Origin of the sequence: Epibacterium sp. MM17-32 (assembly GCF_022348205.1) — a bacterium.
Classification (GTDB): Bacteria; Pseudomonadota; Alphaproteobacteria; order Rhodobacterales; family Rhodobacteraceae; genus Epibacterium.
This window is the reverse complement of record NZ_JAKRFC010000005.1, coordinates 152,572-178,566: the sequence shown is the minus strand read 5'-3', so window position 1 is coordinate 178,566 and position 25,995 is coordinate 152,572. Positions and strand designations below refer to the sequence as shown.

Here is a 25,995-nt window from a genome sequence, read left to right as displayed (position 1 = left end):
GTGACGCAGCCAGCCGTTACACCCGAGCATGCGTGAGTGAAATGCGAGGATAAGATGGCGCTTCTGCTTGGGGTCGATACCGGGGGAACATATACCGACGCGGTGTTGATCCGTGACGAGAGCGAGGTGATCGCCTCGGCCAAGTCGCTGACCACACGGCAGGACCTGGCAATCGGGGTTGGCGGCGCGGTGCGGGCCGTGCTGGAGCACACCGGCGTGGAACCTGCCGAAATCTCGATGGCGGCGCTGTCAACGACACTTGCGACCAATGCGCTGGTCGAGGGGCAGGGTGGTCGTGTGGCGCTCATCTATATCGGGTTCAGCGCGCAGGATCTGGAGCGTCACGGGCTGCGGGATGCACTGAAAGGGGATCCGGCCCTGATCCTGGCTGGTGGGCATACACATGCCGGTTCAGAAGCCGCGCCGCTGGATAAAGAGGCGCTTATCGCCTTTCTAGAGACTGAATCAGCCGGGGTCAGCGGGTTCGCTGTTGCGGGGGTTTTTGCCACGCGCAATCCCGCGCATGAGCTGGAGGTTGCGCGGATTATTCAGGAGCGCACAGACGTTCCGGTCACCTGCTCTCACCAGCTTTCGGCCAAGCTCAATGGACCCAAGCGCGCGCTGACGGCTGTACTGAATGCGCGTCTGATCGGCATGATCGACCGGTTGATCAACCGGGCGGCAGAAACGCTTGTGACGCTTGGAATTGAGGCGCCGATGATGGTGGTTCGGGGCGATGGGGCGTTGATGTCGGCGGAGCAGGCGCGTGCGCGCCCGATCGAGACAATCCTGAGCGGGCCGGCGGCCTCGATCGTGGGGGCGCGATGGATGACCGGGGCAGAGCATGCCTTGGTCAGTGATATCGGTGGAACCACCACAGACGTCGCCTTGATCGAGAGGGGCTTGCCGAAAATCGATCCGGATGGCGCACAGGTCGGCGGCTTCCGGACCATGGTGGAGGCTGTGGCCATGCGCACAACGGGCCTGGGGGGAGACAGTCAAGTTCACCTGAATGGCGATGGCTTGCGCGGTGGGGTCACGCTTGGGCCGCGGCGGGTGTTGCCGGTGTCCCTGATCGCGACCGAAGCCCCCAAGGTTGTGCATGCGGCGCTGGATGCGCAACTCAACGCCCCGGTGGTAGGAGAATATGACGGGCGTTTTGTGCGTGGCGTGATTGGGCAAGCAGCGGTTGGCCTGTCGGAACGGGAGGCGGCGCTGCTGGCCCGGATCGGTACCGCGGTTCTGCCACTGGGCGACGTTCTGCGCACGCGTATGGAACAGGGCGCGCTCAGCCGTCTGGTGGATCGCGGCCTGGTGCAGGTCGCCGGGATCACGCCGTCCGATGCCAGTCACGTCCTGGGCCGTGTGGCCGCATGGGATCGAGACGCCGCAGACAAGGCGCTTACCGTCTTTGCCAGACGTCGTGTCGGCAGCGGGGATGCGGTGGCAAAAAATGCCAAAGCGCTGGCGCAAATGATCGTGGATCAATTGACCGAGCAAACGGCTTTGACCTTGTTAGAGTCTGTTTTCTCCGAGGAGCAGGCTACTTTTGGTGGACCTGCGGAAGATCTTGCACGGCACGTGCTGCTGCAACGGGGCCTGACGGCACATAGCAGTTTGTTGGCGATCGACGCACGTGTGAATGTGGATGTGATCGGTTTGGGGGCCTCGGCACCTAGCTACTATCCCGCGGTCGGAAAACGTCTGAGGTGCAATATGATCCTGCCGGAACACGCCGGGGTCGCCAATGCGATCGGGGCCGTGGTGGGGCGGATCATTCAGCGCCGTTCCGGTACCGTCACCGCCCCCTCCGAAGGCAGGTTTCGCGTGCATCTTTCCGACGGGCCAAAAGATTTCACAGCCCGTGCCGAGGCGCTGGACATGTTGGAAACCGTGTTGCGTGCCGAAGCTGTGGCAGCGGCCGAGGAGGCGGGCGCTGGCGATATTCACGTGCATGTCACCCGCGATCTCCGCATGGCCGAGGTCGAGGCGCAGCAGGTCTTTGTCGAGGCCACCCTCACCGTCGAGGCCAGCGGTCGGCCACGGGTGGCACACGGCTGATTACATGATACAGGCCGCTCCCGTCCGGAAGCGGCCTGTATCTGGTTGATCTGAGCCATACTCGGGCTCTAAGAAGGATTATTCAGCGGCCTGATCGCGCTTTGGCAGCACCCAATCGGGGCGTGGAAAGTGGCAGGTATACCCATTTGGCAGCCGCTGCAGATAATCCTGATGCTCCGGCTCCGCCTCCCAGAAATCGCCGACAGGTTCCACTTCGGTCACGACCTTGCCGGGCCAGATGCCAGAGGCCTCCACATCGGCGATGGTGTCCTCGGCGATCTGTTTCTGACGCGCATCGACATAGTAGATCGCAGAGCGGTAGCTCATGCCGATGTCGTTGCCCTGACGGTTGGTCGTCGTGGGGTCGTGGATCTGAAAGAAGAACTCCAGCATCTCGCGGTAAGAGGTCTGTTCGGGGTCAAAGGTGATCTCGATGCCTTCGGCGTGGGTGCCGTGGTTCTGATACGTTGCATTCGGCACATCGCCGCCCGTGTAGCCGACGCGGGTGCTGAGGACACCTTTGCGGTGACGGATCAGCTCTTGCATGCCCCAGAAGCAGCCGCCTGCGAGAACGGCGCGTTCGGTCTTGCTCATCGGTGGTCCTCCACTTGATTGATGTAGGCGCCATAGCCCTCCGCCTCCATATCGTCGAGATGGATAAAGCGCAGCGACGCCGAGTTGATGCAGTAGCGCAGGCCGCCGCGATCCGCGGGACCGTCGGGGAAGACGTGGCCGAGATGGCTGTCACCATGGGTGGAGCGCACCTCGGTGCGGATCATGCCAAGGGTGCGGTCTTCCAACTCCTGCACATGTGCGGGTTCGATCGGTTTGGTGAAACTCGGCCAGCCACACCCGGATTCGTATTTGTCGGAAGAGGCAAACAGCGGCTCTCCGGACACGATGTCCACATAGATACCGGGCTCCTTGTTCGAAAGCAGCTTTCCCGTGCCGGGACGTTCGGTGCCGGAATTCTGGGTCACGTAGAATTCTTCTTCGGACAGCGCGGCGATGACATCAGGGTTCTTGAAATATTTGGTCATGGGGCCCTCCCACCTGATCTGATGCGGCATTAAGTGGGGTTCGACACTGCGCTTTCAATGCCTGAAGCGCAAGTGCCCTGGCCTGTAATCGGCGCATCATGCGTAAACGTGATTGTGCGTGTGTGGGCACCCTGCGGTGGACCCGTGTCAATCCGCTTGCGGATGCAGCGATGTGGGCAGCGGTTGCTTTGGCGGTGCGGGGTGGCGGGCGAGTTGAACCGCGAGGATGCCCAGCGTCACCACACCGACGCCCAGGATATCCAGCGGGCCGAGCTGCTCTCCCAGCAGGAAGCTGGCGATCGCAACACCAAACACCGGGTTGAGAAAGTGGAAGGTGGCTGCCCGCACGGCCCCGATCCGGTTCAGGAGCATCACCCAGATCAGGGTCGCCGCCAGCCCCGGCACAAAGGTGGTATAGGCAAAGGCGATTGCCAGCGGCCAGCTGGGCTCGACGCGGATGGTTTCAAACGCAAAGGCCGCCGGGAAAAGCGCCGCAGCGCCCACCAGCATCTGCAATCCCACAACCATCATGAAATTGCCGCCGGATGTCGCGCCCCGCAGCGCGAGTGTGGCGGTGGTCAGCGCCAGAACTCCAATCCCGCAGAGGGCAAGGCCGAGCAGGTCAACACCGGCCCCGATCCGGGTGCCCATGATCAGCGCCACGCCGGCAATCCCCGCGACCAGCCCCAGCAGGCCAAGCGGGCGGATGGGTTCGCGAAAGAACGCTAGGGACGCCAGCGCCACCAAGAGCGGCATGGTGGAGGCAATGATCGCCGCCAGGGACGCCTCAAGCCATTGCATCGCGACAAAGTTCAGACCGAGGTAGAGCGCATTCTGGCAGATCCCGAACAGGATCGTGGCCTTCCACTGGCCCGGCGTCAGCCGCCAGGTCTGCCCCATGGCACGGGCGATCATGACGCCGATCAGGCCGGAGATCAAAAACCGCAGCGCCAGAGAGAACAGCGGTGAGGCGTCCGCCACAATGATCCGGGCCGAGGTAAAAGCCGAGGACCACATCAGGGCAAAGGCGAGCCCCATGGCAAGTGCGCGCAGATCCATCCGTCAGTCCCTCCTGGTCGTTGGCGGCACGCTACCCAGTAATCATCGGGCTGAATAGGGAGAGCGGAGGAATTGGTACAATCAAAAAAAATGGGCCGCCCGATAGGGCAGCCCCGAAGCCGTCGCCGGACCAAAAGGTCTATCAGGCGTCGCCGTTGACGCTGTCTTTCAGCGCTTTGGCGATGGTCATTTTCACGACCTTGTCTGCTTCTTTCATGAACTTCTCGCCGGTGGCCGGGTTGCGCACTTCGCGCTCGGGACGCTCACGGCAGTAGATCTTGCCAACACCCGGCAGGGTCACGGCACCGCCGCCGGACACTTCGCGGGTGATCAGGTTGCAAACGGCATCCAGAGCGGCACCAGCGGTTTTCTTGTCGCTGTCCATTTCCTCAGCCAGTGCTGCCACAAGCTGAGTTTTGGTCATCGGTTTGGACATTCTTAGCTCTCCTTGAAACTGCCCGACGTGTTGGGGCCTCATCGCGTAACATTAGCGTTATGTTGTGGGACAACACAACGCGTAGCGTGCAAGATCAAGCGCCAAACAAGCAAATTTCCGTGGAAAACAGCATATTTTCGCCATTACAGGAAGGCCGTTTCGTCAAAGGAGCGCAGTTTCCGGCTGTGCAGGCGTTCCAGCGGCATGGTTCTGAGCCGTTCCATCGCCTTGATACCGATCAGAAGGTGTCGTGAAACCTGCGTGCGATAGAAGTCCGAGGCCATGCCGGGCAGCTTCAATTCACCGTGCAGGGGCTTGTCGGAGATGCACAGGAGCGTTCCGTAGGGCACCCGAAACCGGTAGCCGTTTGCGGCGATGGTGGCACTCTCCATATCCAGCGCGATGGCGCGGGATTGGCTCAGGCGTTGCACCGGGCCGGACTGATCCCGCAGCTCCCAGTTGCGGTTGTCGTGGCTGGCAACGGTGCCGGTGCGCATGATCCGCTTGAGGTCGTACCCTTCAAGGCCGGTTTCCTGGGCCACCGCCTCCTCCAGCGCCACCTGAATTTCCGCCAGCGCCGGGATCGGCACCCAGACCGGCAGGTCATCATCCAGCACGTGATCCTCGCGCAGGTAGGCGTGGGCCAGGACAAAATCGCCAAGCGCCTGAGAGTTTCTAAGCCCGGCGCAATGGCCGACCATCAGCCATGCATGCGGACGCAGAACCGCGATGTGGTCGGTGGCGGTTTTGGCATTCGACGGCCCCACACCGATATTGACCAGCGTGATGCCGTTCCCGTCCGGCCGCTTCAGGTGGTAGGTCGGCATTTGCGGCATCTTGGGAGAGATGGGCAACTCGCCGTCGGCCTCGGTGATCTCGGCGTTGCCGGTTGATACGAAACTGGTGTAGCCGCTGGCGGGATCGGCCAATTGCGCGCGGGCGTAGGCTTCGAATTCAGTGACGTAGAACTGGTAGTTCGTAAACAGGACGTGGTTCTGGAAATGATCCGGGTCCGTCGCCGTGTAATGCGCCAGACGCGCCAGGGAATAATCCACCCGCTGGGCGGTAAACAGCGACAGCGGCCCCACGCCATTCTCTGGCACGTAGGTGCCATTGACGATGTCATCGTTGGTGGTCGCCAGATCCGGGACATCAAACACATCGCGCAGGGTGAAGCGTGCCGCGCCTTCCTGCGGCACGGTCAGTCCGGGACGGGACGCAACGGCAAAATGCACCGGCATCGGGGTATCGGACACGCCGACAATCACCGGCTGGCCATGGTTCTTGATCAGAAGCCCGATCTGCTGCTCCAGATAGTGTTCGAACAGATCCGGGCGTGTCACCGTGGTGGCATAGGTGCCGGGATCGGCCACATGGCCAAAGCTGAGGCGGCTGTCCACCTGCGCGTAGGTCGTGGTGGTAAAGCGCACCTCCGGGTAAAAGGCCCGCATACGGCTGCCGGGCGCGGCGCCGGCGCTCATCGCGGCGATGAACTCATCACACAGGAAATTAGTCGCGCTGTCATAAAGCGCGATCAGGCGCGCAACCGCAGCCTTGGCATCGGTGAAGCTCTCTGCTTCGGGGAGGGCGGGTGTTTTTACATCATTCATTAAACGGCTCGATCACTGGAATTTTCTTGAATGTGCGCACATCGACAAGGCCGAGGTCGCTGATCCTCAGTTCCGGGATCACAACCAGCGCCAAAAGCGAGTGCTGCATATAGGCGTTGTTCAGTTTGCAGCCGCAGGCCTCCATCGCCTCGACCAGTTTCTGCGCATTGGCGGCCACCGTGGACGCCGGGCTGTCGGACATCAACCCTGCAATCGGCAGTTCCACCAGCGCCAGTTCCTCATCGTCGCGATAGATCGTGATGCCGCCGCCGACCTCGGCCAGACGGTTGGCCGCCAGGGCCATTTGTGCGCGATCCGTGCCGACCACGATCATGTGGTGACTGTCATGCGCCACGGTCGAGGCCATCGCCATGCGGCCTTCGTAGCCAAAACCCGAGACAAAGGCATTGGTGACGCCACCCGTGGCGCGGTGACGTTCGACGAGGGCAATCTGGCAGACGTCTTCCTTGCCTTCGACGAGACCGTTCTCGACCGGCAGTTCAGCTTTCAACGCCTTGGTCGGGGCCTGGTTTTCCACCACACCGATGATATTGGCGGTGACGGCATTTGCGCCTTCAGGCGCGGCGAGTTCAAAGTCCTTCGCCGTCAACTCATGCCCCAGATGCACGGTGCCGCGTGCGGTGTCGGGCCAGTCCAGATGTGGGCAATCCACCTTGATAGAGCCTGATTCCGCAACAATCTGACCGCGAGCGATCACCACCTCGATGGGCAGGGTCTTCAGATCAGAGGTCAGGATCACATCCGCACGGCGACCCGGGGTGATGGAGCCGATCTCGCGCTCCAGACCAAAATGCGTGGCGGTATTGATCGTCGCCATCTGGATCGCCACCAGCGGATCACAGCCGCAGTCTATTGCGTGACGCACCACTCGGTTCATATGGCCATCATTGACCAGCGTGCCGGAATGGCAGTCATCGGTACACAGAATGAAGTTGCGCGGGTCGAGACCCTTTTCCGTGATCGCGGTGATCTGCGCTTCGACGTCGTACCAGGCGGACCCCAGCCGCACCATGGCCCGCATCCCCTGTCGCATCCGCGCGATGGCATCCGCCTCGCAGGTGCCCTCGTGGTCATCCGCCGGGCCGGCGGCCACATAGGCCGCAAAATCGGGGCCAAGGTCGGGCGAAGCATAATGCCCACCCACGGTTTTGCCCGCACGTTGGGTGGCGGCGATCTCGGCGAGCATCTTGGCGTCGCCATTGGCCACGCCGGGAAAGTTCATCATCTCGCCCAGGCCGATAATACCGGGCCAGGTCATCGCCTCTGCGACGTCTTCGGCAGAGATTTCATACCCCGTGGTTTCCAACCCCGGTGCCGACGGCGCGCAGGAGGGCATCTGGGTATAGATATTGACGGGCTGTAAAAGCGCCTCGTCATGCATCAGACGCACGCCTTCAAGGCCCAGAACATTGGCGATCTCATGCGGGTCGGTGAACATGGTGGTGGTGCCATGGGGGATCACCGCGCGGGCAAATTCCGCAGGCGTCAGCATACCCGATTCAATATGCATGTGCCCGTCACAGAGGCCCGGCACCATATAGCGGCCCTCAGCCTCGATCACCTGCGTGTCCGGCCCCATACAATAGGACGCATCCGGTCCCACATAGGCAATGCGACCGGCCGTGATTGCGATGTCATGCCCGTCGAGAATCTCGCGCGTGTGCACATTCACCCATTTGCCGTTGCGGATCACCGTATCGGCAGGGCTGCGTCCGGCAGCGGTTTCGATCAGTTGGGGGGCGACGTCGGGCCAGCTTGGGAAGGTCTTGTTTGTCATGGCCTAGTGTTGATGATTGCGTTCCGGCGTGCAAGACCCCTATTGGGCGATCATAACACTGTCATGAACCAGACCAACTTGCATCCCGCTGGCACCGGAACAGAGGTCCCTGATGCGGCCTCCCGTTACTGCGGGTGCGCACTCATTCCCGCTCCGGGCCAGGTGCTTGTCGCAACGCTCTGGGTGTTGTGGCGAATTCCGATCTGAACGCTCTGGTGAGCGCGCTTGGGTTGTCATATCCACAGCGGGCCGCCACTTCGGAGACACTCATATCAGTCTCTAACAAGAGCTTTCTGGCCTGAATCAACCGCAACCGCCGATACACGGCCGCGGGTGTCGCGCCCAGATCCGCCTTCATGCGCGCTTCCAGATCCTTGCGCGGGCGACCGATGCGACGGGCAATTTCCGGGATCGCTAGCGGAGTTTCCAGGTGGCCTTGCATGAGGGCCACGGCGCGCGCCACGACGCGTGTGCGGGCGAGCGTGATTTCAGATGTCGCACCGCCACCTTCGGTGCTCATGAACAAGGCCGCGACCTCCAGGCGCAGGGCTTGTCCGTGGCGTGCGCCGATCCGTTCCAGCATCAGGTCAAAGGCGGCCAGCGCCCCGGTACAGGTGGTCCTGTTGCCATCCTGTACATATCGCCTGCGCTGCACCCCAACCTCAGGGAATGCCTCTGCAAGCCGGTCCAACTCGTCCCAGTGGATGGTCGCGACACGCCCGTCCAGCAACCCCGCGGCTGCCATCAGCCACGGTCCGGTATCAAACCCGGCAATCTCGCGATAGCGTTTGGCCGCAGCGCGCAACCCGCGCCGGGTCGCGGTCCCGTCCTGGCGCAGGAAATTATAGCTCGGCATCACGGCGAGCATATCGCCGGAAAACTCCGCAAGCCGCCCGTGCGCGGTGACTTGCATACCGGAAGAGGACACCACCTGCGCGCCTGTCAGAGACAGGAACCGCCAGCGATAGAGCTCCCTCCGCGCGAGCGTGTTGGCCGCCCGCATCGGTTCCACCGTGTTGGCAAGGCAATGGGCAGAGAAATCGTCGAACAAGAGGACATCCACTTGCTGCGCTGCCGCGAATTCATTTGTCCATTTCTGCATGATTTTGGTCACCTCTGCACGATACACACGCTAGGCGACCTCTAGCCTCAAGTGCAAGCAACCACATCAACAAGGAGACGCCCGGTGCAATTCGGCATGACAGAAGAACAGGCGATGATCGTCGAAACCACGCGCGCCTTTGTGGAAAAAGAGCTCTATCCGCATGAGCTGGAGATCGAGCGCAACGGCCATCTCGACATGGATCTGGTAAGGGACATCCAGAAGAAGGCGATGGAAGCCGGGCTTTATGCTGCCAATATGCCCGAAGAGGTGGGCGGTGCTGGTCTCGATACGCTGTCCTGGCTGCTCTATGAAAAGGAACTCGGTCGCGCCAATTACGCGCTGCATTGGACCAGCGTCGCGCGTCCCTCCAACATCCTGTTGGCGGGCACGGAGGAGCAGAAGGAGAAATATCTCTTTCCCTGTATCCGCGGTGAGAAATGGGACTGCCTGGCGATGACGGAACCGGGCGCGGGGTCCGACTTGCGCGGCATGGCCGCTTCGGCCCGCAAGGATGGCGACGACTGGATCCTGAACGGCACCAAGCATTTCATCTCCCACGCGGATGTGGCCGATTTCGCAATCGTCTTCATGGCCACGGGGGAAGAGGACACCCCACGCGGCAAGAAGAAAAAGATCACGGCATTCTTCGTCGACAAGGGCACACCCGGATTCTCGGTCCGTGACGGGTATCGCAATGTCTCGCACCGGGGCTACACCAACGCGGTGCTGGAATTCGACGATTGCCGCCTGCCGTCCTCCGCCGTTCTGGGCGAGGTCGACAAGGGCTTCGAGGTCGCCAACACTTGGCTGGGCGCCACCCGCCTGCAAGTGGCCGCAACCTGTCTGGGCCGCGCCGAACGGGCGCTGCAACACGCCGTCGAATACAGCGCTGAGCGCAAGCAGTTCGGCCAGCAAATCGGCAAGTTTCAGGGGGTTTCGTTCAAGCTCGCCGATATGGCCACCGAGTTGAAGGCCGCGAATCTGCTGACCTGGGAAGCCGGCTGGAAGTTTGATCAGGGCACCGTCACCGAGAGCGACATGTCGATGGCCAAGCTGAAGGCGACCGAGATGCTCGCCATGGTTGCGGATGAAGCGATCCAGATCCACGGCGGCATGGGACTGATGGACGAACTTCCCCTCGAACGCATCTGGCGCGACGCGCGTGTGGAGCGTATCTGGGAGGGCACCAGTGAAATCCAGCGGCACATCATCAGCCGCGAGGTGCTGAGACCGCTTGGAGGCTGACCTTGTCCGATCCCACTGAAACCGCTCGGAAACCTGTTGTGACCATTACTTATTGCATTGGCTGCAACTGGCTGTTGCGCGCCGCCTGGATGAGCCAGGAACTGCTGTCGACCTTTCAGGAACAGCTGGGTGGTGTCACTCTGGTGCCGGGCGAGATCGGCGGAACTTTTGAGATCACTCTCGACGGAGAGGTGATCTGGGAGCGCAAACGGGACGGCGGCTTTCCGGATGTGAAAGAACTGAAGACCCGCGTGCGCGATCATATCAACCCGGATCAGAGCCTTGGGCATCTGGACCGCGAAACCTCGGGTGAATAACGTCAAATGCAGTCTCTAAAAAGGCTCTTTCGCCCCAAAACCATTGCCGTTATCGGTGGTGGTGCCTGGTGCGCTGCCGTGATCGAGCAATGCCGCAAGATGGGGTTTGAGGGCGAAATCTGGCCCGTACATCCCAAGGCCGAAGAGGTCGCGGGCCTTCCTGCGTTCAAGGACGTGGCTGCCCTGCCCGCGGCGCCGGATGCCAGCTTCATCGGGGTGAACCGCTTTGTCACCATCGACATCGTCACGGCATTGGCCGCGCGCGGCGCCGGCGGGGCGGTTTGTTTTGCCTCCGGTTTTCTGGAGGCGGAGGCGGAAGACGCCGAGGGCGCTGACCTGCAACAGCGTCTGCTGGCGGCGGCCGGGGACATGCCGATCCTCGGGCCGAACTGCTACGGGTTCATCAACTACCTCGACGGGGCGCTGTTGTGGCCCGACCAGCATGGCGGCAAGCGGGTGGAAAAGGGCGTGGCGATTGTCACCCAGAGCTCCAATATCGCGATCAACCTGACGATGCAGACCCGGGCGCTGCCGCTGGCCTATGTGGTGACCTGCGGCAACCAAGCCCAGACCGGACTGGCGGCAATCGGCGAGGCGCTGCTGGAAGATGACCGTGTCACCGCGCTTGGATTGCATATCGAAGGATTTGGCGATCTGCGCGCGTTTGAGGCGCTGGCGCTGAAGGCGCGTCAGCTGGGCAAGCAGATCATCGCGCTGAAGGTCGGACGCTCTGCGCAAGCCCGTGCCGCAACAGTCTCGCACACGGCCTCGCTGGCCGGGGGCGACGCGGGTGCCGGGGCCTTGCTTTCGCGTCTTGGCATTCCGCGCTTGTATGATCTGCCCTCGTTCCTTGAGACATTGAAGCTGATGCATGTTGTGGGGCGTCTGTCCTCGACCCGTATCGCAACGATCAGCTGTTCCGGTGGCGAGGCGAGCCTGTCTGCGGATACCGCCTATGGGCGCGGGGTAAGCTTCCCACCGCTGAACGACCGCCAGCGCAGCGATCTGCGCGCGGCACTGGGCCCGATGGTGGCGCTGGCGAACCCGCTCGATTACCACACCTATATCTGGCGCGACGCGGAAGCGATGACGCGGGCCTTCTCTGCGATGGTCGACCCGCAACTGGCGCTGACGATCCTTGTGGTGGATTTCCCACGCCCCGACCGGTGTGACGCCTCTGACTGGGATTGCACGATCCAGTCCGCCATCGCGGTGCGGCAGCAGACCGACCAGCCGATCGCCATGCTGGCAACCCTGCCGGAACTGCTGCCCGAAGAGGTGGCCGAACAGCTGATCGCTGCCGGTGTGGTGCCTATGCTGGGTCTGCCCGAGGCGATCACTGCCATCGAGGCGGCCGGCCAGCCCTTGCCGGAACTGGCGCATCCGCTGTTGTTGCCCACCAAGACCCATGACGAGCCGGATCTGGTGCCCGAGGGCGAAGCCAAGGCTTGGCTTGCGCGCTTTGGCCTCCGGGTGCCACGTGCCAAACCTGCCCGTACTGTGGTGGCCGCCCGTGCGGTGGCGGCGGATATCGGCTATCCGGTGGTGCTCAAGGGCGAAGGCATCGCGCATAAGACCGAGGAAGGCGCGGTGAAGCTGAACCTCTGTTCCGGACAGGAGGTCAGCGATGCCGCCGTGGCCATGCCCACCGACCGGTTCCTGGTCGAGGAGATGGTCACCGGCGCGGTGGCCGAGTTGCTGGTTGGCGTGGTGAAGGACCCCGCACATGGTTTCGTGCTGACCCTTGCCGCAGGCGGGACGCTGACCGAGATCATGCAGGACAGCGCCTCGGTCCTGCTGCCCGCCTCTGACGCTGCTTTGAACGCGGCACTCGACGGGTTGAAGATCACGCCCTTGCTGACAGGGTATCGCGGCGCGCCGGCGGCGGATCGCAATGCGATCCTGCGCGCGATCCGATCCATCGAGGCCTATGTGGTCGCCGAGGCTGAAGGTCTGGAAGAAATCGAAATCAACCCGTTGCTGTGCACCCCGACGGATGCGGTGGCAGCGGATGCGCTGATGCGCAGAAAGGACATGTTGCGATGAGTGAAGAAAATCCCGTCAAAACCCGCCGCGAGGGTGGCATCCTCGAGGTCACGCTGGACCGTCCCAAGGCCAATGCCATCGATCTGCTAACCTCGCGCCTGATGGGCGAGGCGTTTCAGGCCTTTCGCGATGACGATGACTTGCGGGTTGCGATCATAACGGGGGGTGGCGAGAAATTCTTCTGCCCCGGCTGGGACCTGAAGGCGGCCGCTGACGGCGATGCGGTGGATGGCGATTATGGCGTCGGTGGCTTTGGCGGTTTGCAGGAGCTGCGCGACCTCAACAAGCCGGTGATCGCGGCGGTGAACGGCATCGCCTGTGGCGGCGGGCTGGAGCTGGCCCTGTCGGCGGACATGATCCTTGCGGCCGATCACGCCAGCTTTGCCCTGCCGGAGATCCGCTCCGGCACGGTGGCGGATGCTGCGTCGATCAAGCTGCCCAAGCGCATTCCCTATCACATCGCCATGGAGCTCCTGCTGACGGGCCGCTGGTTCGATGCTGAAGAGGCCCATCGCTGGGGGCTGGTGAATGAAATCATCCCCGGCGATCAGCTGATCGACCGCGCCTGGGAGCTGGCGCGCCTTCTCGCCTCCGGTCCGCCGCTGGTCTATGCCGCGATCAAGGAGATCGTGCGTGATGCCGAGGATTCCAAGTTTCAGGACGCGATGAACCGCGTCACCGGGCGGCAGCTGCGGACGGTGGATGTGCTCTACGGATCCGACGACAACCTTGAAGGCGCACGAGCCTTTGCCGAAAAGCGCGACCCGGTGTGGAAAGGACGCTGAGGCCGCCCCATATCCGACCGGTGGCGGGCCACTGACCGGCGCAACCGCCCCGATTGGAGCGTGAGGGCAAACCCGGAGGAGGGGGCGCTCCCGCCTGTTTCCGCCGCCCTCGCGGGCGACCAAAACAGTTGGGCCGGGCGCCGTGCCTGGCGGCACGGCGCGGCGCATCCGCGATCAGACCTTCTGAAACAGGGCGATCAGCGCGGTGTCCTCGTGATGGGCGCTGCGTGCGTCGCCCCCGTAGATGCGGACTTCGGGCAGGGACAGGTTGCTGATCCATTGTCCACGCAGCAAACGGTCAAAGGCTTCGGCAAAGCCGGCTTTTTGATAATGGGCCGCGTTGATGGACATCGCCAGCCAGGCTCCGGGACGTGCGACCCTGAGAATGGCGGGCAGGACCTCCGGTCCGAGGTGCCCATGGGTGAAGGTTCCGGAGGAGACGACGCCTGCGTAACTGGCCCGAGGGACCGGGATTCCCTCGTACAGGTCCGCCTCGATCACGTCACGGTAGACATCCTTGCGCAACGCCTGTGCCAGCATATCCGGGCTGATGTCGGCGGCGTCGACCGGGGTGATCCGCAACCCCGACAAGGCGACGCCACACAGACCGGTGCCTGCGCCCACATCGAGCACAGGCCCCTGTCCGCCAGCCTGGGCGAAGGCCCGGGCGGTCAGGCCGGGCAACAGATAGGCCTCTGACCTGGCAAAGCTTTCGTCATAACTGTCCGCCCAGTCTGCATAGAGCCGGCGCAAGTCGCTGGGGGACGCCGCCGCATAGGCGTCGCTCACATCGGGTGTTTTTCTGGTCATGCACAGATCAAAGGCGCGGCGGGGATTCGAATCAAGCCCTTGCCGTCTTGCATCTGCCCGCCGTGGATCGCATGGTCCGAAACATGACGAAAAAGACGCTTCTCTGCTTTGGATTTGGCTACACGGCGCGGGCTCTGGCGCGGACCCTCGCGGGACCGGGCTGGCGTATCCTCGGCACCACCCGCGATCCCTCCGAAGCCGAGCCGATGGCCGGAGTGGAACTCCTGACATGGCCCGGCGACACTGTCCCGCTGGAGGAGGTGACCCATATCCTCTTGTCGATCAGCCCATCCGAACAGGGCGACCCGGTTCTGAATGAACTCGGTGCGCGTGTGGCGGCACTGCCATCTCTGGAATGGGTCGGCTACCTCTCGACCACGGCGGTCTATGGCGATCACGATGGTGCCTGGGTGGACGAGCAAACGCCCGTGACGCCATCGAGCCAGCGTGGCGACTGGCGCGCAGGTGCCGAGGCGGCGTGGCAGGCCGTCCCGAACCTGCCGCTCCACATCTTTCGTCTGGCGGGGATCTACGGGCCGGGCCGGGGTCCCTTTGCCAAGCTGATGGCAGGTCGCGCCCGCCGGATCGTCAAGCCGGGGCAGGTGTTCTCGCGCACCCATGTCGATGACATCGCGCAGGTGCTGGCGGCCTCCATCGCGCGGCCCAACCCGGGCGCGATCTACAATGTCTGCGATGACGAACCCGCACCGCCGCAGGATGTGCTGGGCTATGCCGCCGAGCTGCTGGGGCTTCCGGTGCCTGCCGAAGTGCCCTTTGACGAAGCGGGGATGAGCCCGATGGCGCGCAGCTTCTATGGCGAGAACAAGCGGGTGCGTAACACCCGCATCAAGGACGAGCTCGGCGTCACCCTGCGCTACCCGGACTATCGCAGCGGTTTGAAAGCGGTGTTTGCAGCCGAGGATATGGAACGTTTTGTCCCTCCGGCGGATCCGCCGGGGGTCTGAGTAGGCCCAATCCAGCGCAGGTTGAGCTGCTGGGGCAGTGGGAGCATACTCAGGCCCGCTTTTCCCCGATCCTTGCAACCCCTAGAATGTCGAGCACCTTCGCCTCGATGTGCTCGGCATTCATTGCGGCCACGTCGTACATGTCGCGGGGGCTGGCCTGGTCGATGAATGTATCGGGCAGAACCATGGAGCGGAACTTCAGGCCGTCGTCAAACACAGCCTCCTCGGACAACAGCTGCGCCACATGCGAGCCAAAGCCGCCGACCGCGCCTTCCTCGATGGTGATCAGCGCCTCGTGATCGTGCGCCAGTTGCAGGATCAGGTCGCGGTCCAGCGGCTTGGCAAAGCGCGCATCGGCGATGGTCGGCGTGATGCCCTTGGCCGCAAGCGCCTCCGCCGCTTTGCGGACCTCGCCCAGGCGGGTGCCAAAGGACAAGAGCGCCACGCGCGTGCCGGACTGGATCATCCGGCCCTTGCCGATCTCCAGCACCTGCGGCTGTTCGGGCATTTCCACGCCTTCGCCCTCGCCTCGCGGATAGCGGAAGGCGATGGGGCCATCGCTGTAGGCGGCGGCGGTGGCGACCATATGCTTCAGCTCCGCCTCGTCAGCGGCGGCCATCACCACCATGCCGGGCAGATTGGCCATATAGCCGATGTCGAACGAGCCCGCGTGGGTGGCCCCGTCGGCGCCGACCAGACCGGCACGGTCAATGGCAAAGCGGACGGGCAGGCGCTGGATGGCGACATCGTGCACCACCTGATCGTAGCCGCGTTGCAGGAAGGTGGAATACATCGCGCAGAACGGTTTCATCCCGCCCGCCGCCAGTGCCGCGGCAAAGGTCACGCCGTGCTGCTCGGCAATGCCCACGTCAAAGGTGCGCGAGGGGTAGCGCTCTGCCATCAGATTGAGGCCGGTACCGTCGGGCATCGCGGCGGTGACCGCGCAGATCTTTGAATCCTGTGCGGCCAGCTCCACCAATGTGTTGCCAAAGACCGAGGTGTAAGAGGGCGCGTTGGAGGGCGCTTTTTTCTGCTCGCCCGTCACCATGTCGAATTTCGCCGTCGCATGGCCCTTGTCGCGCGCCGCTTCGGCCGGGCGATAGCCCTTGCCCTTTTTGGTGACCGCATGGATCAGGATCGGCCCGGTCGCGCGCGCCTTGACCGTGCGCAGCACCGGCAGAAGCTGGTCCATATCGTGACCATCGATGGGGCCGATGTAGGAAAAGCCGAGGGATTCGAACAAGGTACCGCCCATGGCCATGCCTTTCAGCATGTCCTTGGCGCGTTTGGCGCCCTCGCGGAAGGGTTCCGGCAACAAAGAGACCGCGCCCTTGGCGGCGGCCTTGAGGTCGTGAAACGGCGCCTCGGTATAAAGCCGGCTGAGATAGGACGACAGCGCCCCAACCGGCGGCGCGATCGACATCTCGTTGTCGTTGAGGATCACGATCAGCCGCTTGCCGAGGTGACCTGCGTTGTTCATCGCCTCAAACGCCATGCCGGCGCTCATGGCGCCATCGCCGATCACAGCGATCGCGTCGCCAAGACCCTCTTCGGTGACGCCACCCAGATCGCGCGCCACGGAAAAACCCAGCGCGGCGGAAATCGACGTGGAACTATGCGCCGCCCCAAAGGGGTCATAGGGGCTCTCGGTCCGTTTGGTGAACCCCGAGAGACCGTCCTTCATGCGCAGGGTGCGAATGCGATCGCGCCGCCCGGTCAGGATCTTGTGGGGATAGCTCTGGTGCGAGACGTCCCAGATCACCTTGTCCTTGGGCGTGTCGAACACTGCATGCAGTGCTACGGTCAGCTCCACCACGCCGAGCCCTGCGCCGAGATGGCCGCCGGTGACAGAGACGGCAGAGATGGTTTCCTGCCGCAGCTCATGCGCGACCTGCTCCAATTGCGCGTCAGAGAGACGTTTCAGATCCGCAGGCGATGCGATCTGATCCAGGAGCGGGGTCTGTGGCCGGTCGGTCATGCGGGTCGTGGCTCCTTCGGGGCGCGATTTAGCTGTCGCGCGAGATAACGAAGCGGGCGGCGTCCTTCAAGGTATCGCCTGCCGCACCATAGGGGGCAAGGGCTGCACAGGCCTGGTCGGCGAGGTCCAGCGCGCGCGATTTTGCCCCCTCCAGCCCGAGCAGCGACACAAACGTGGCCTTACCGGCCTCCGCATCCTTGCGCACCGCCTTGCCCACGGTGGCAGCATCGCCCTCAATATCCAAGATGTCGTCGGCGATCTGAAAAGCCAGTCCGAGGGCCTGCGCATAGTGTCGCAGCGGTTCGGGATCGGCACCTGCCAGCCGGGCACCGGCGCAGGCGGACCATTCGATCAGGCAGCCGGTCTTGCGCGCCTGAAGCGTGGTGATGTCGTCGAGCGTCAGCGGGGTTTCTGCCGTTTCTGCCGCGATGTCCAGCATCTGACCGGAGACCATGCCGTCCTTGCCGGCTGCCTCGGCCAGAGTGCGGATCAGGGTCACGGCATGAGGGCCGACCGCGTCACGGGCGAGCAGTTCAAACGCCAGGGTCTGGAGGCTGTCGCCCGCCAGCACCGCCGTGGCCTCGTCCCATTTTCGGTGCAGCGTCGGCTGGCCACGCCGCAGGTCGTCGTCGTCCATGCAGGGCAGGTCGTCATGGACCAGCGAATAGGCGTGGATGCACTCGATCGCCAGCGCCGCCTCAAGCGCGGCCGGTTCGGGCACATCGTGTAGGCGCGCGCTCTCCAGAACCAGGAAGCCGCGCAGCATCTTGCCACCGCGCAACGCGTAGGCCATGGCCTGATGCAGCACATCTGACGCCGTCAGGCGCATGTCCATATGGGTGGAGATCTTCGCCTGCGCCTGCGAGAGCGCGGCGGCAAACCCTGCCGTCATCGGCTCTTATCCCGCGTCGAGCGGTTGCGTGCCGGCGGGCTGGCCGTTGGCATCCAGCGTGATCGCGGCGACCTTTTCCTCGGCGCGCTTCAGCTCGTCCTCGCAGCGTTTTTTCAGTTGAGCGCCCCGCTCGTAAAGCGCGATGGACGCATCCAGTGCCACGTCCCCGCGCTCCAGTTTATCGACGACGCGTTCCAACTCCTGCATCGCAGTTTCAAAGCTCATCTCTTCGACGGGGGTCTCGGTTGTCATGTCGCGGCCTTTATCAGTTCTTCCACATGCGCCTTGGCGGCGTCGGCTAGGGCGTTCAGATCATATCCGCCCTCCAAAGTCGAGACGATACGACCCTGACACAGCTCTTGCGCAAGGCGGCACAGCTCTGCCGTAAGCCACCGGAAATCCTCCGTCCGCCAGTGCAATTGCGCTAGCGGATCGTCGGTGTGGGCGTCAAACCCGGCCGACAGGATCAGCAGCTCCGGCTTGAAGGCGCGCAGGCGCGGAAACACCTGCTCGGAGTAAAGCTCCCGCATGGCGGCGCCGTCGCTTTCGGGCGGCAGCGGCAGGTTCATCACGTTGCCATGGGCCCCGTCCTCCTCCGGGTGGCCGGTGCCAGGCCACAGCGGCATTTGCTGAGAGGTGATGACCAGGGCGCGTTTCTCGTCCCAGAGCAGGTCCTGGGTGCCATTGCCGTGATGCACGTCGAAATCCACCACCGCTACGCGTTTGAGCCCGTGGTGATCCAGCGCGTGTTTTGCGGCCAGCGCCGCATTGCCAAACAGGCAGAACCCCATCGGCGTGTCGGTTTCGGCGTGGTGCCCGGGCGGACGGGTGGCGCAGAACGCATTCCCGACCTCGCCCCCCAGCACCATGTCGACGGCGCGCACCGCAGCCCCGGCCGCGCGGAAGGCTGCGTCCAGCGATCCCGGTGACATCCAGGTGTCCGCATCCAGCTGCTTGCGCCCTTCCACGGGCAATTCGCGGCGGAGCTCCGTCAGATACTGGGCGGGATGCACCCGCAGAATGTCATCTTCGGCGGCCACCGGGGCGGTGACACGCTTGAGGTCAAGCCCCGCAAGTGCGTGCAGCACATGTTCGAGGCGGGCCACCTGCTCCGGGTGGCCTCCGGGTGTTTCATGCGTCAGGCAATCCGCGTGGGTCAGCAAGGCAGTGGTCATAGTGGTCCCCGATCTGTTTTGCGGCACGATCCTTCTTTGCCGGGCATGTTGCAAGAGGGGGGACCGTCAGATCAGCGTCAGTCCGCATGGGCCCGGATCAGGGCCTCTACATGCACCCGGGCCGATGACGCCAGCGCCGGCAGGTCATAGCCGCCCTCAAGCACCGAGACCACACGCCCCGCGCAGGTGCTGTTGGCAATGGCGCAGAGGTTGCGGGTCAGCCAGTCGTAGTCCACCTCGCGCCAGTTCAGCTCGGCCAGCGGATCATCCCGGTGGCAATCGAAACCGGCTGAGATCAGGATCAGCTCGGGATCAAAGGCCCGCAGCCTCGGAAAGACCTGTTCGGCATAGAGCGCGCGCATCTTGGCACCGCCGGTTCCGGGCAGGAGTGGGATATTGACCACATTGTCATGCGCGCCACGCTCCTCGGGCGTGCCGGTACCGGGCCACAGCGGCATCTGTTGCGAGGTCACGACCAATGCGCGCGGCTCGTCCCAGAGCAGGGCCTGGGTGCCGTTGCCGTGATGCACGTCGAAATCGACGATTGCCACACGCTTCAGCCCGTGCCCTTCCATCGCATGCCGCGCCGCAAGCGCGACATTGCCAAAAAAGCAGAACCCCATCGCCCGGTCCCGCAGCGCGTGGTGCCCCGGCGGGCGCTTGGCGACAAAGGCGTTTGGGGCTTCACCAGACAGCACGAGGTCCACAGCCCGGGCCGCACCGCCCACCGCCCGAAGCACGGCATTCAAAGAGGTGGGCGACAGGCTGGTTTCATCGTCCGTATCAGAGTCTATAAAGGCGAAACCCTGTTCGGGAATGCTGCCGAGAACATGATCGACATAGGCGGGATCATGCAGCGTTTCGATCACATTTCGCGCGGCCAACGGCGCCGAATGGCGTGCGAGCGGCAGATCCTCGATTGCCCGGAGCACGAAATCCAGCCGCCCGACCTGCTCATGGACCTTGGCAGGGGTCTGATGCAGGAGCCCCTCGGGATGGGTGACGAGAGCAGTCTTCATGTCGGGGTCTTAATCCGGGGCCAGCATGTAGCCTGCACCGCGCACGGTTTGCAGGTATTGCGGCTGTTTCGGGTTGGGCTCGATCTTGCGGCGCAGGCGGGTGATCTGCACGTCCACGGCACGTTCCTGCGCCTGTCCCCGGTCGCGCCCCAGGTCCTCGACCAGCTTGGCACGGCTGACCGGTTCTCCGGGCTGGGCAGAGAAGATCTTCATCAGCTGGCTCTCGGTCGAGGTCAGCCGGATCAGGTCTTCGCCCTGCCACATCTCGCCGCGCTCGATGTCATACCGGATCGCCCCGAGCTGCATATACTTGGGCGTGACGTCTTCGGGCTGGTTCTCGGGCATGCGGCGCAGGATCGCGTTGATCCGCAGCAACAGCTCCTTGGGTTCAAAGGGTTTCGGCAGGTAGTCATCCGCGCCGGCTTCCAGCCCCTTGATGCGATCATCGGTTTCACCGCGGGCTGTCAGCAGCAGGATCGGCGTCACCATGGTTTCGCGCAGCGCAGCGGTCAGGGACAGCCCATCCTCACCCGGCATCATCACGTCGAGCACGATGAGGTCGAAATCCAGCCCCGACAGAACCCGCCGGGCATGGGCGGCATCCCGCGCTGCGGTCACCAGGAACCCCGCGCGCATCAGGAATTTCTTCAACAGGTCGCGGATACGCTCATCATCGTCGACGATCAGCAGATGGGCATCGGGTGAGTTCATTGGGGCGCCTCGCGCAACTCGACATAGGCGCGTCGCATGTCCGGGTCCATCATCGCCTCCAGCACCTTTTTAAAACCCTGCACCGCTTCGGGGCCGGCCTGTTTGTAGGCCGCACGCATGCGGACGCGCTGGGCATCGGACAGGCGCTGCTCCAGGTCGCGACCGCGTTCCGTGAGGAAGAGATTGCGCTCGCGCTTGTCGAGTGTGCCCACCCGGCTGTCCACCAGCCCGTCCTCGACCAGCGCCCGCAGCACCCGGTTCAAGGATTGCTTGGTCACCCCGAGGATACTGAGCAGGTTGTTGACCGTCGTGCCGGGAGAGCGATTGATGAAATGCAGGGCCCGGTGATGCGCCCGCCCATAGGCCAGTTCTGCAAGAATGCGATCCGGATCCGCCGTAAAGCCGCGATAGGCGAAGAACATCGCCTCGATCCCCTGGCGCAGCTGCTCATCGGTCAGGAACAGCAGGCTTTCGCCGCCAAACCCCGCTCCGGAACGCCCGTCAGACATATGTGCCTCTCCTTTATTTTGAACGCTAGTTTATGTCAGCATTATTGACATTCCAAGACCCGAGATGTATCGAGTTGCGGGTTTGGCGCAATTATGTGAATGAATTCACGTCATGTTGCGCAACAACCGAAAATGACACGGCGCTGAAAAGGAATGCGGAATGGCTGGATATGATGACCGCGACGGTCTGATCTGGATGGATGGCGAACTGGTGAACTGGCGCGATGCCAAGGTCCACATCCTGACGCATGCAATGCATTACGCTTCTTCTGTGTTTGAAGGCGAACGTGCCTATAACGGCAAGATCTTCAAGAGCCGCGCGCATTCCGAGCGCCTGATCGCCTCTGCCGAGGCGCTCGACATGCCGATGCCCTACTCGGTGGATGACATTGAGACGGCCAAGGAAGAGACCCTGAAAGCCTCCGGCCTGAAGGACGCCTATGTTCGCGCGGTGGTCTGGCGTGGGTCGGGCGAGGATATGGGCGTTGCCTCGGCAAAGAACCCGGTGCGGATGGCGGTCGCCGTCTGGGGCTGGGGTGCCTATTACGGCGATGCCAAGATGCAGGGCGCAAAGCTCGACATCGCGGAGTTCAAGCGCCCCTCGCCGGAAACCATCCCGGTGCATGCCAAGGCGGCGGGCCTCTACATGATCTGTACGATCTCCAAGCACAAGGCGGAGGCTAAAGGCTGCTCTGATGCGCTGTTCATGGACTACCGCGGCTACGTGGCGGAGGCGACCGGCGCCAATATCTTCTTCGTCAAGGATGGCGAGGTACATACGCCGAAACCGGATTGCTTCCTCAACGGCATCACCCGGCAAACGGTGATCGAGATGCTGAAGGACAAGGGCATTACCGTGCATGAGCGCCACATCATGCCGGAAGAGATGGACGGGTTTGAACAGTGCTGGCTGACCGGTACCGCCGCCGAGGTCACGCCCGTCGGCGAGATCGGCCCCTATACATTCGAAGTCGGCCAGATGACCCGCGAGATTGCCGAGGACTACGAAGCCCTGGTTCGCAGCTGACGCAATTCTGGGTACTAAAATGCAAAAGCGCGGGACATACGCCCCGCGCTTTTTCTGTATGAGCACCTTCGGTGCCGTTTGGCGCCTGTCGCCACTTCAGCTTTTCTCAAATATCTCGGAGCGCGAGGCAGCGCCTCGCATCCCTGATCAAACCTGTGCGCCGCAGGCGCTCCGCTGGATCACGCGATTTCTGTGGTGACGTCGACGTTGCCCCGGACAGAATTGGAGTAGGGGCAGATTTTGTGCCCCGCTTCGGTCAGGCGCTCGGCGGCGTCCTTGTCAACGCCCGGGAGCGTGACTTTCAGGTGCACCTTGAGGCCAAAACCCCCCGCCTCGCGCGGGCCGATTCCGACCGCGGTTTCGACTTCGACGCTGTCGGGAACCTTCGGCAGGCTATCATCTTGCGTGGTCGCGAATTTCATCGCGCCGATGTAGCAGGCGGAATAGCCCGCGGCGAAGAGTTGCTCCGGGTTATAGCCTTTGCCATCGCCACCCATTTCGGTTGGCGGGGCAAGGTCGAGAACCAGGTCGGTGCCGGCCACTTTGGCCTGACCATCCCGACCTCCGGTGGCGGACCCATGGGCGGTGTAAACGGGGGAAACGGACATGTGCGACTCCTTTAATCGTATGCGATTATGTCGTGTGCGATATATCTTGGTTGTGCAGCGCCTGATGTCAACCGCTTGCGATCATATCGTGCAAGATCTAACGTCTTTGGATGGATCGACCTTTGAAAATCGACGAGCTTTTGTGCTTCTCCGTCTATTCGGTGAACCATGCGATCTCGCGCCTCTATCGCCCCTTACTGGCCCCTCTGGGGCTGACTTACCCTCAGTATCTAGTGCTGGTCGCGCTCTGGAACAGGGACAGGCGCCGGGTCAACGAGTTGGGGCGTGAGTTGCAGCTGGATACCAACACGCTGACCCCGCTCCTCAAACGGATGGAGGCGGCAGAGTTTCTGACCCGGCAGCGCAATCCGGATGATGAGCGCAGCCTGATCGTGGCGCTCACCGACAAGGGGCGCGCCTTGGAGCAAAAGGCGGGTGAACTGACCGCCTGCGTGCTGGACGCAATGGGCGGGGACATCGAAGAGCTGACTGCGTTGCGGGACCGGCTGCATCTGTTGCGCGACAAGCTGGAACGGGGTTAGCGCGCCCTAACCGCCCTTGGGGTCGGTCAGCGGCTTGGCCTTGCCACGATCCAGTCCCAGACGGCTCTCGCGCCAGATCACGATGCCATTCGCCACAATCACCAGCGCCGCCCCCGCCAGCATCACCAGTGAGGGCCATTCCGAAAACCATACATAGCCGATGACCAGCGCAAATAGCATCGACACGTAGTCATAAGGTGCCAGTAGCGACGCCGGGGCAAACCGGTAGGACGAGGTGATGAGCAGCTGCGCGATCGCTCCGATGAAACCGGTACTGACCAGCAGCAGCAACAGGGGCCTATCGGGCATGACCCAACCAAACGGCAAGGTCAGCAGCGACAGCAGGGATGCGGTGACGGAGAAGTAGAAGACAATCGCGGCGGTGTCCTCGCTCTGCACCATTTTACGGATGTGGATCTGCACAAACCCCCGCAACGCCGCTGCTGTCAGCACCAGCATTGCCCCGATAAAGGCCGTGTCCTGAAAGGCTTCGGACCCATTCAGACGTGGCGATAGCATGATCAGCACGCCGACAAGTCCGATCGCCACAGCGCTGATCCGGATGATGCGAATGCGTTCTCCAAGCAGGAGTGCGGCGAGAATCAGCGTGAAGATCGGCGTGGCATAGCCGAGCGCGGTGACCTCCGGCAGGGGCAGAATCGCCAGTGCGGCGAAGTTCAATCCCATTGCCGAGGTGCCCACGAGGCCGCGCCAGAAATGCAGCATCGGGCTTTGGGTGCGCAGCCCCCGCGGCAGATCACCGCGCAGAGCAAGCCAGACCAGGATCACCGGCAACACGAAGAACGAGCGAAAGAACACCGCCTGCCCGGTGGGCACAACCTGCGTGATTTCCTTGATCAGGCCGGACATGATCGTAAACAGGCCGATGGCGGTCACCTTCAGCGTGATGGCCAGCACAGGTCGATGCGATGTTAAGCTTTTTGCCATGCGCGGACCCTGCGCGCTCCGCAGGTGAATGGCAAGCGCGCAGGGGGAGACTGGTACATTATTTAGACCGCGACAGCCGCGAAGCGCTCAGTGGGCGTGCTCGTGTGCTTTGGTGCTGTCGTGGCTGTGACCACAGGTAGACCGCGGGGGAGGTGCCTTGCCCTGCTGCCATTCAGCCAGCGCCTGGCGCAGGATCTGGAACGCGGAGCTGAGGAAGAGGCCCGCCATGATGCCGGCGACGATCAGATCCGGCCAGCCGGTGGCCGTGCCCCAGACCCCAAGGGCCGCGATCATCACTGCCACGTTGCCGATGGCGTCATTGCGCGAACACAGCCAGACCGACCGCACGTTGGCATCGCCATCCTTGTAGGCGGCCAGCAACGCCACCGACAGGAGATTTGCGGCAAGCGCGAGAAAGCCAATGGCCCCCATCACCTGTGCCTCGGGGACGCCGGCGATAAAAACCTGCCACAGAGTGGAGCCGAACACCCAGATCCCCATGACCAAAAGGCTGACACCCTTGCCGATCGCTGCCAGAGACCGGGTGCGCAGGCTGGCACCGATGACCGCCAGCGAAATCCCGTAGGTCAGCGCGTCGCCGAGAAAGTCCAGCGCGTCAGCTTTCAGCGCCTGGCTGCCGGCGGCTTCGCCGGCGCTCATCTCGACAACGAACATCACCGCATTGATGGCGATCACCATCCACAGGCGGCGTTTGTATTGTTTGGATACCCCGTCGAACTGGGCGTCATGGTTGCAGCATCCTGCCATCAGTCAGGTCCTTTGCTCTTGTCCTTGATCTCGATTCGGGATCAACCTAGGTGCTCTAGTCACTAGAGGTTCAAGAGGGGATTGCGATGTATTCCATCGGCACATTGTCCAAGGCGACCGGCGTTAAGGTTCCGACCATTCGCTATTATGAGCAGATCGGCCTCATTGACCCCGCCACGCGCAACGCGGGCAACCAGCGACGCTATGATCAGGCCGGTCTGGAGCGGCTCGGTTTTATCAAGCACGCGCGCGATCTCGGGTTCGGGCTGGAGGAAATCAAGGAGTTGATGGGGCTCAACGGCGAGCTGGGGCGCGATTGTCATGCCGCGGACGACATCGCCCGGGCTCAGCTTGAAAAGGTGCGCGCCCGCATTGCCCGACTGCAACAGCTGGAGGCGGAACTGGAGCGGATCACCCGGCTGTGCGAAGGGGGATCGGGTGGCACCTGTCAGGTTCTGACGGCGCTGGGCGATCACAGCCAATGCCTTGGAGAGCACGGCTAGGGCGTTTTGGGGTCTGGCGCCTTTGGTCGGGATCGCAG

The 25,995-nt window shown here is 63.0% G+C and carries 27 protein-coding genes; 9 read left to right on the top strand and 18 right to left on the bottom strand.

Annotated features, from left to right (window positions below; all coding sequences use genetic code 11):
• Positions 1-54: 54 nt before the first annotated feature.
• Complete coding sequence (locus tag MHM88_RS10515; protein WP_239364144.1) at positions 55-2,061, top strand: hydantoinase/oxoprolinase family protein; 2,007 nt, start codon at positions 55-57, stop codon at positions 2,059-2,061.
• Positions 2,062-2,139: 78 nt separating this feature from the next.
• Here the strand turns inward: MHM88_RS10515 and msrA are convergent, their stop codons facing one another.
• The 7 genes from msrA to MHM88_RS10480 form a co-directional block, all read right to left on the bottom strand.
• Positions 2,140-2,655: a peptide-methionine (S)-S-oxide reductase MsrA gene (msrA, locus tag MHM88_RS10510; protein ID WP_239364141.1), complete on the bottom strand. Its 516-nt coding sequence runs from the start codon at positions 2,653-2,655 to the stop codon at positions 2,140-2,142.
• Positions 2,652-3,101 carry a peptide-methionine (R)-S-oxide reductase MsrB gene (gene msrB, locus MHM88_RS10505; RefSeq protein WP_239322229.1) on the bottom strand — a complete coding sequence of 150 codons (450 nt, stop codon included), beginning with the start codon at positions 3,099-3,101 and terminating at the stop codon, positions 2,652-2,654. The genes msrA and msrB overlap by 4 nt, the downstream gene beginning before the upstream one ends.
• Positions 3,102-3,248: 147 nt before the next feature.
• Positions 3,249-4,160, bottom strand: coding sequence for a DMT family transporter (locus tag MHM88_RS10500; protein ID WP_239364138.1), 912 nt, complete (start codon positions 4,158-4,160; stop codon positions 3,249-3,251).
• A gap of 142 nt (positions 4,161-4,302) precedes the next feature.
• A complete protein-coding gene (locus MHM88_RS10495; protein WP_005618395.1) occupies positions 4,303-4,596 on the bottom strand; it encodes an HU family DNA-binding protein in 294 nt (97 codons plus the stop codon).
• A gap of 143 nt (positions 4,597-4,739) precedes the next feature.
• Positions 4,740-6,206: an AMP nucleosidase gene (locus tag MHM88_RS10490; RefSeq protein WP_239322227.1), complete on the bottom strand. Its 1,467-nt coding sequence runs from the start codon at positions 6,204-6,206 to the stop codon at positions 4,740-4,742.
• The gene (ade, locus tag MHM88_RS10485) at positions 6,199-8,004 is read right to left on the bottom strand and encodes an adenine deaminase (RefSeq protein WP_239364135.1); all 1,806 of its coding nucleotides are present in this window, start codon (positions 8,002-8,004) and stop codon (positions 6,199-6,201) included. Before ade ends, MHM88_RS10490 begins: the two co-directional genes overlap by 8 nt.
• Positions 8,005-8,146: 142 nt before the next feature.
• Positions 8,147-9,106, bottom strand: coding sequence for a GlxA family transcriptional regulator (locus tag MHM88_RS10480; RefSeq protein ID WP_239364132.1), 960 nt, complete (start codon positions 9,104-9,106; stop codon positions 8,147-8,149).
• Between the two features lie 84 nt (positions 9,107-9,190).
• On the opposite strand from MHM88_RS10480, the gene MHM88_RS10475 reads away from it, so the two are divergent.
• Genes MHM88_RS10475 through MHM88_RS10460 form a run of 4 tightly spaced genes read left to right on the top strand, consistent with a single transcriptional unit; the run spans position 9,191 to position 13,502 of the window.
• Positions 9,191-10,354 carry an acyl-CoA dehydrogenase family protein gene (locus tag MHM88_RS10475; protein WP_239364129.1) on the top strand — a complete coding sequence of 388 codons (1,164 nt, stop codon included), beginning with the start codon at positions 9,191-9,193 and terminating at the stop codon, positions 10,352-10,354.
• A 2-nt stretch (positions 10,355-10,356) separates the two neighbouring features.
• Entirely contained in the window at positions 10,357-10,671 is a 315-nt protein-coding gene (locus MHM88_RS10470) for a SelT/SelW/SelH family protein (protein WP_239364126.1), read from the top strand.
• A 6-nt stretch (positions 10,672-10,677) separates the two neighbouring features.
• Positions 10,678-12,717, top strand: coding sequence for an acetate--CoA ligase family protein (locus MHM88_RS10465; protein WP_239364123.1), 2,040 nt, complete (start codon positions 10,678-10,680; stop codon positions 12,715-12,717).
• The gene (locus tag MHM88_RS10460; RefSeq protein ID WP_239364120.1) at positions 12,714-13,502 is read left to right on the top strand and encodes a carnitinyl-CoA dehydratase; all 789 of its coding nucleotides are present in this window, start codon (positions 12,714-12,716) and stop codon (positions 13,500-13,502) included. Before MHM88_RS10465 ends, MHM88_RS10460 begins: the two co-directional genes overlap by 4 nt.
• Positions 13,503-13,676: 174 nt before the next feature.
• Here the strand turns inward: MHM88_RS10460 and MHM88_RS10455 are convergent, their stop codons facing one another.
• Positions 13,677-14,312, bottom strand: a complete 636-nt coding sequence (locus MHM88_RS10455) for a class I SAM-dependent methyltransferase (protein ID WP_239364118.1) — start codon at positions 14,310-14,312, stop codon at positions 13,677-13,679.
• A gap of 83 nt (positions 14,313-14,395) precedes the next feature.
• On the opposite strand from MHM88_RS10455, the gene MHM88_RS10450 reads away from it, so the two are divergent.
• Entirely contained in the window at positions 14,396-15,277 is an 882-nt protein-coding gene (locus tag MHM88_RS10450; protein WP_239364116.1) for an SDR family oxidoreductase, read from the top strand.
• Positions 15,278-15,326: 49 nt separating this feature from the next.
• On the opposite strand, the gene dxs is transcribed toward MHM88_RS10450, so the two are convergent.
• From dxs to MHM88_RS10415, 7 genes are all read right to left on the bottom strand, one after another.
• Entirely contained in the window at positions 15,327-17,255 is a 1,929-nt protein-coding gene (gene dxs / locus MHM88_RS10445; RefSeq protein ID WP_239364114.1) for a 1-deoxy-D-xylulose-5-phosphate synthase, read from the bottom strand.
• A gap of 28 nt (positions 17,256-17,283) precedes the next feature.
• Complete coding sequence (locus MHM88_RS10440) at positions 17,284-18,147, bottom strand: polyprenyl synthetase family protein (RefSeq protein ID WP_239364112.1); 864 nt, start codon at positions 18,145-18,147, stop codon at positions 17,284-17,286.
• Between the two features lie 6 nt (positions 18,148-18,153).
• Complete coding sequence (locus tag MHM88_RS10435) at positions 18,154-18,399, bottom strand: exodeoxyribonuclease VII small subunit (RefSeq protein ID WP_239322216.1); 246 nt, start codon at positions 18,397-18,399, stop codon at positions 18,154-18,156.
• Complete coding sequence (locus MHM88_RS10430) at positions 18,396-19,322, bottom strand: histone deacetylase family protein (protein WP_239364110.1); 927 nt, start codon at positions 19,320-19,322, stop codon at positions 18,396-18,398. The genes MHM88_RS10435 and MHM88_RS10430 overlap by 4 nt, the downstream gene beginning before the upstream one ends.
• Before the next feature lie 77 nt (positions 19,323-19,399).
• Positions 19,400-20,341, bottom strand: a complete 942-nt coding sequence (locus MHM88_RS10425) for a histone deacetylase family protein (protein WP_239364108.1) — start codon at positions 20,339-20,341, stop codon at positions 19,400-19,402.
• A gap of 9 nt (positions 20,342-20,350) precedes the next feature.
• Positions 20,351-21,052 (bottom strand): response regulator, encoded by a 702-nt coding sequence (locus MHM88_RS10420; RefSeq protein WP_239322213.1) that lies wholly within the window; start codon positions 21,050-21,052, stop codon positions 20,351-20,353.
• The gene (locus MHM88_RS10415) at positions 21,049-21,561 is read right to left on the bottom strand and encodes a MarR family winged helix-turn-helix transcriptional regulator (RefSeq protein WP_239322212.1); all 513 of its coding nucleotides are present in this window, start codon (positions 21,559-21,561) and stop codon (positions 21,049-21,051) included. The genes MHM88_RS10420 and MHM88_RS10415 overlap by 4 nt, the downstream gene beginning before the upstream one ends.
• A gap of 160 nt (positions 21,562-21,721) precedes the next feature.
• Between MHM88_RS10415 and MHM88_RS10410 the strand changes: the two genes are divergently transcribed.
• On the top strand, positions 21,722-22,588 hold the full coding sequence (locus MHM88_RS10410; RefSeq protein WP_239364107.1) for a branched-chain amino acid aminotransferase: 867 nt from the start codon (positions 21,722-21,724) through the stop codon (positions 22,586-22,588).
• Positions 22,589-22,767: 179 nt separating this feature from the next.
• On the opposite strand, the gene MHM88_RS10405 is transcribed toward MHM88_RS10410, so the two are convergent.
• A complete protein-coding gene (locus MHM88_RS10405; protein ID WP_239364106.1) occupies positions 22,768-23,196 on the bottom strand; it encodes an organic hydroperoxide resistance protein in 429 nt (142 codons plus the stop codon).
• A 110-nt stretch (positions 23,197-23,306) separates the two neighbouring features.
• On the opposite strand from MHM88_RS10405, the gene MHM88_RS10400 reads away from it, so the two are divergent.
• The gene (locus MHM88_RS10400; protein ID WP_239364104.1) at positions 23,307-23,738 is read left to right on the top strand and encodes a MarR family winged helix-turn-helix transcriptional regulator; all 432 of its coding nucleotides are present in this window, start codon (positions 23,307-23,309) and stop codon (positions 23,736-23,738) included.
• A gap of 6 nt (positions 23,739-23,744) precedes the next feature.
• Here MHM88_RS10400 and MHM88_RS10395 read toward each other — a convergent pair whose 3' ends face one another.
• A complete protein-coding gene (locus MHM88_RS10395; protein ID WP_239364103.1) occupies positions 23,745-24,686 on the bottom strand; it encodes a DMT family transporter in 942 nt (313 codons plus the stop codon).
• Positions 24,687-24,773: 87 nt separating this feature from the next.
• Positions 24,774-25,454, bottom strand: coding sequence for a cation transporter (locus tag MHM88_RS10390; protein ID WP_239364102.1), 681 nt, complete (start codon positions 25,452-25,454; stop codon positions 24,774-24,776).
• A gap of 86 nt (positions 25,455-25,540) precedes the next feature.
• On the opposite strand from MHM88_RS10390, the gene MHM88_RS10385 reads away from it, so the two are divergent.
• Positions 25,541-25,957, top strand: a complete 417-nt coding sequence (locus tag MHM88_RS10385; RefSeq protein WP_239364098.1) for a helix-turn-helix domain-containing protein — start codon at positions 25,541-25,543, stop codon at positions 25,955-25,957.
• Positions 25,958-25,995: the final 38 nt, after the last annotated feature.

Bases quoted from the DNA above. Each gene is read 5' to 3' on its own strand.
- MHM88_RS10495 (WP_005618395.1), bottom strand. From the start codon at position 4,596: ATGTCCAAACCGATGACCAAAACTCAGCTTGTGGCAGCACTGGCTGAG.
- MHM88_RS10455 (WP_239364118.1), bottom strand. From the start codon at position 14,312: ATGACCAGAAAAACACCCGATGTGAGCGACGCCTATGCGGCGGCGTCC.
- MHM88_RS10385 (WP_239364098.1), top strand. From the start codon at position 25,541: ATGTATTCCATCGGCACATTGTCCAAGGCGACCGGCGTTAAGGTTCCG.
- MHM88_RS10400 (WP_239364104.1), top strand. From the start codon at position 23,307: ATGGATCGACCTTTGAAAATCGACGAGCTTTTGTGCTTCTCCGTCTAT.
- ade (WP_239364135.1), bottom strand. From the start codon at position 8,004: ATGACAAACAAGACCTTCCCAAGCTGGCCCGACGTCGCCCCCCAACTG.
- MHM88_RS10500 (WP_239364138.1), bottom strand. From the start codon at position 4,160: ATGGATCTGCGCGCACTTGCCATGGGGCTCGCCTTTGCCCTGATGTGG.
- msrA (WP_239364141.1), bottom strand. From the start codon at position 2,655: ATGAGCAAGACCGAACGCGCCGTTCTCGCAGGCGGCTGCTTCTGGGGC.
- MHM88_RS10450 (WP_239364116.1), top strand. From the start codon at position 14,396: ATGACGAAAAAGACGCTTCTCTGCTTTGGATTTGGCTACACGGCGCGG.
- MHM88_RS10480 (WP_239364132.1), bottom strand. From the start codon at position 9,106: ATGCAGAAATGGACAAATGAATTCGCGGCAGCGCAGCAAGTGGATGTC.
- MHM88_RS10440 (WP_239364112.1), bottom strand. From the start codon at position 18,147: ATGACGGCAGGGTTTGCCGCCGCGCTCTCGCAGGCGCAGGCGAAGATC.
- MHM88_RS10490 (WP_239322227.1), bottom strand. From the start codon at position 6,206: ATGAATGATGTAAAAACACCCGCCCTCCCCGAAGCAGAGAGCTTCACC.
- MHM88_RS10415 (WP_239322212.1), bottom strand. From the start codon at position 21,561: ATGTCTGACGGGCGTTCCGGAGCGGGGTTTGGCGGCGAAAGCCTGCTG.
- MHM88_RS10430 (WP_239364110.1), bottom strand. From the start codon at position 19,322: ATGACCACTGCCTTGCTGACCCACGCGGATTGCCTGACGCATGAAACA.
- MHM88_RS10425 (WP_239364108.1), bottom strand. From the start codon at position 20,341: ATGAAGACTGCTCTCGTCACCCATCCCGAGGGGCTCCTGCATCAGACC.
- dxs (WP_239364114.1), bottom strand. From the start codon at position 17,255: ATGACCGACCGGCCACAGACCCCGCTCCTGGATCAGATCGCATCGCCT.
- MHM88_RS10390 (WP_239364102.1), bottom strand. From the start codon at position 25,454: ATGGCAGGATGCTGCAACCATGACGCCCAGTTCGACGGGGTATCCAAA.
- MHM88_RS10465 (WP_239364123.1), top strand. From the start codon at position 10,678: ATGCAGTCTCTAAAAAGGCTCTTTCGCCCCAAAACCATTGCCGTTATC.
- MHM88_RS10405 (WP_239364106.1), bottom strand. From the start codon at position 23,196: ATGTCCGTTTCCCCCGTTTACACCGCCCATGGGTCCGCCACCGGAGGT.
- MHM88_RS10420 (WP_239322213.1), bottom strand. From the start codon at position 21,052: ATGAACTCACCCGATGCCCATCTGCTGATCGTCGACGATGATGAGCGT.
- MHM88_RS10395 (WP_239364103.1), bottom strand. From the start codon at position 24,686: ATGGCAAAAAGCTTAACATCGCATCGACCTGTGCTGGCCATCACGCTG.
- MHM88_RS10460 (WP_239364120.1), top strand. From the start codon at position 12,714: ATGAGTGAAGAAAATCCCGTCAAAACCCGCCGCGAGGGTGGCATCCTC.
- msrB (WP_239322229.1), bottom strand. From the start codon at position 3,101: ATGACCAAATATTTCAAGAACCCTGATGTCATCGCCGCGCTGTCCGAA.
- MHM88_RS10435 (WP_239322216.1), bottom strand. From the start codon at position 18,399: ATGACAACCGAGACCCCCGTCGAAGAGATGAGCTTTGAAACTGCGATG.
- MHM88_RS10410 (WP_239364107.1), top strand. From the start codon at position 21,722: ATGGCTGGATATGATGACCGCGACGGTCTGATCTGGATGGATGGCGAA.
- MHM88_RS10515 (WP_239364144.1), top strand. From the start codon at position 55: ATGGCGCTTCTGCTTGGGGTCGATACCGGGGGAACATATACCGACGCG.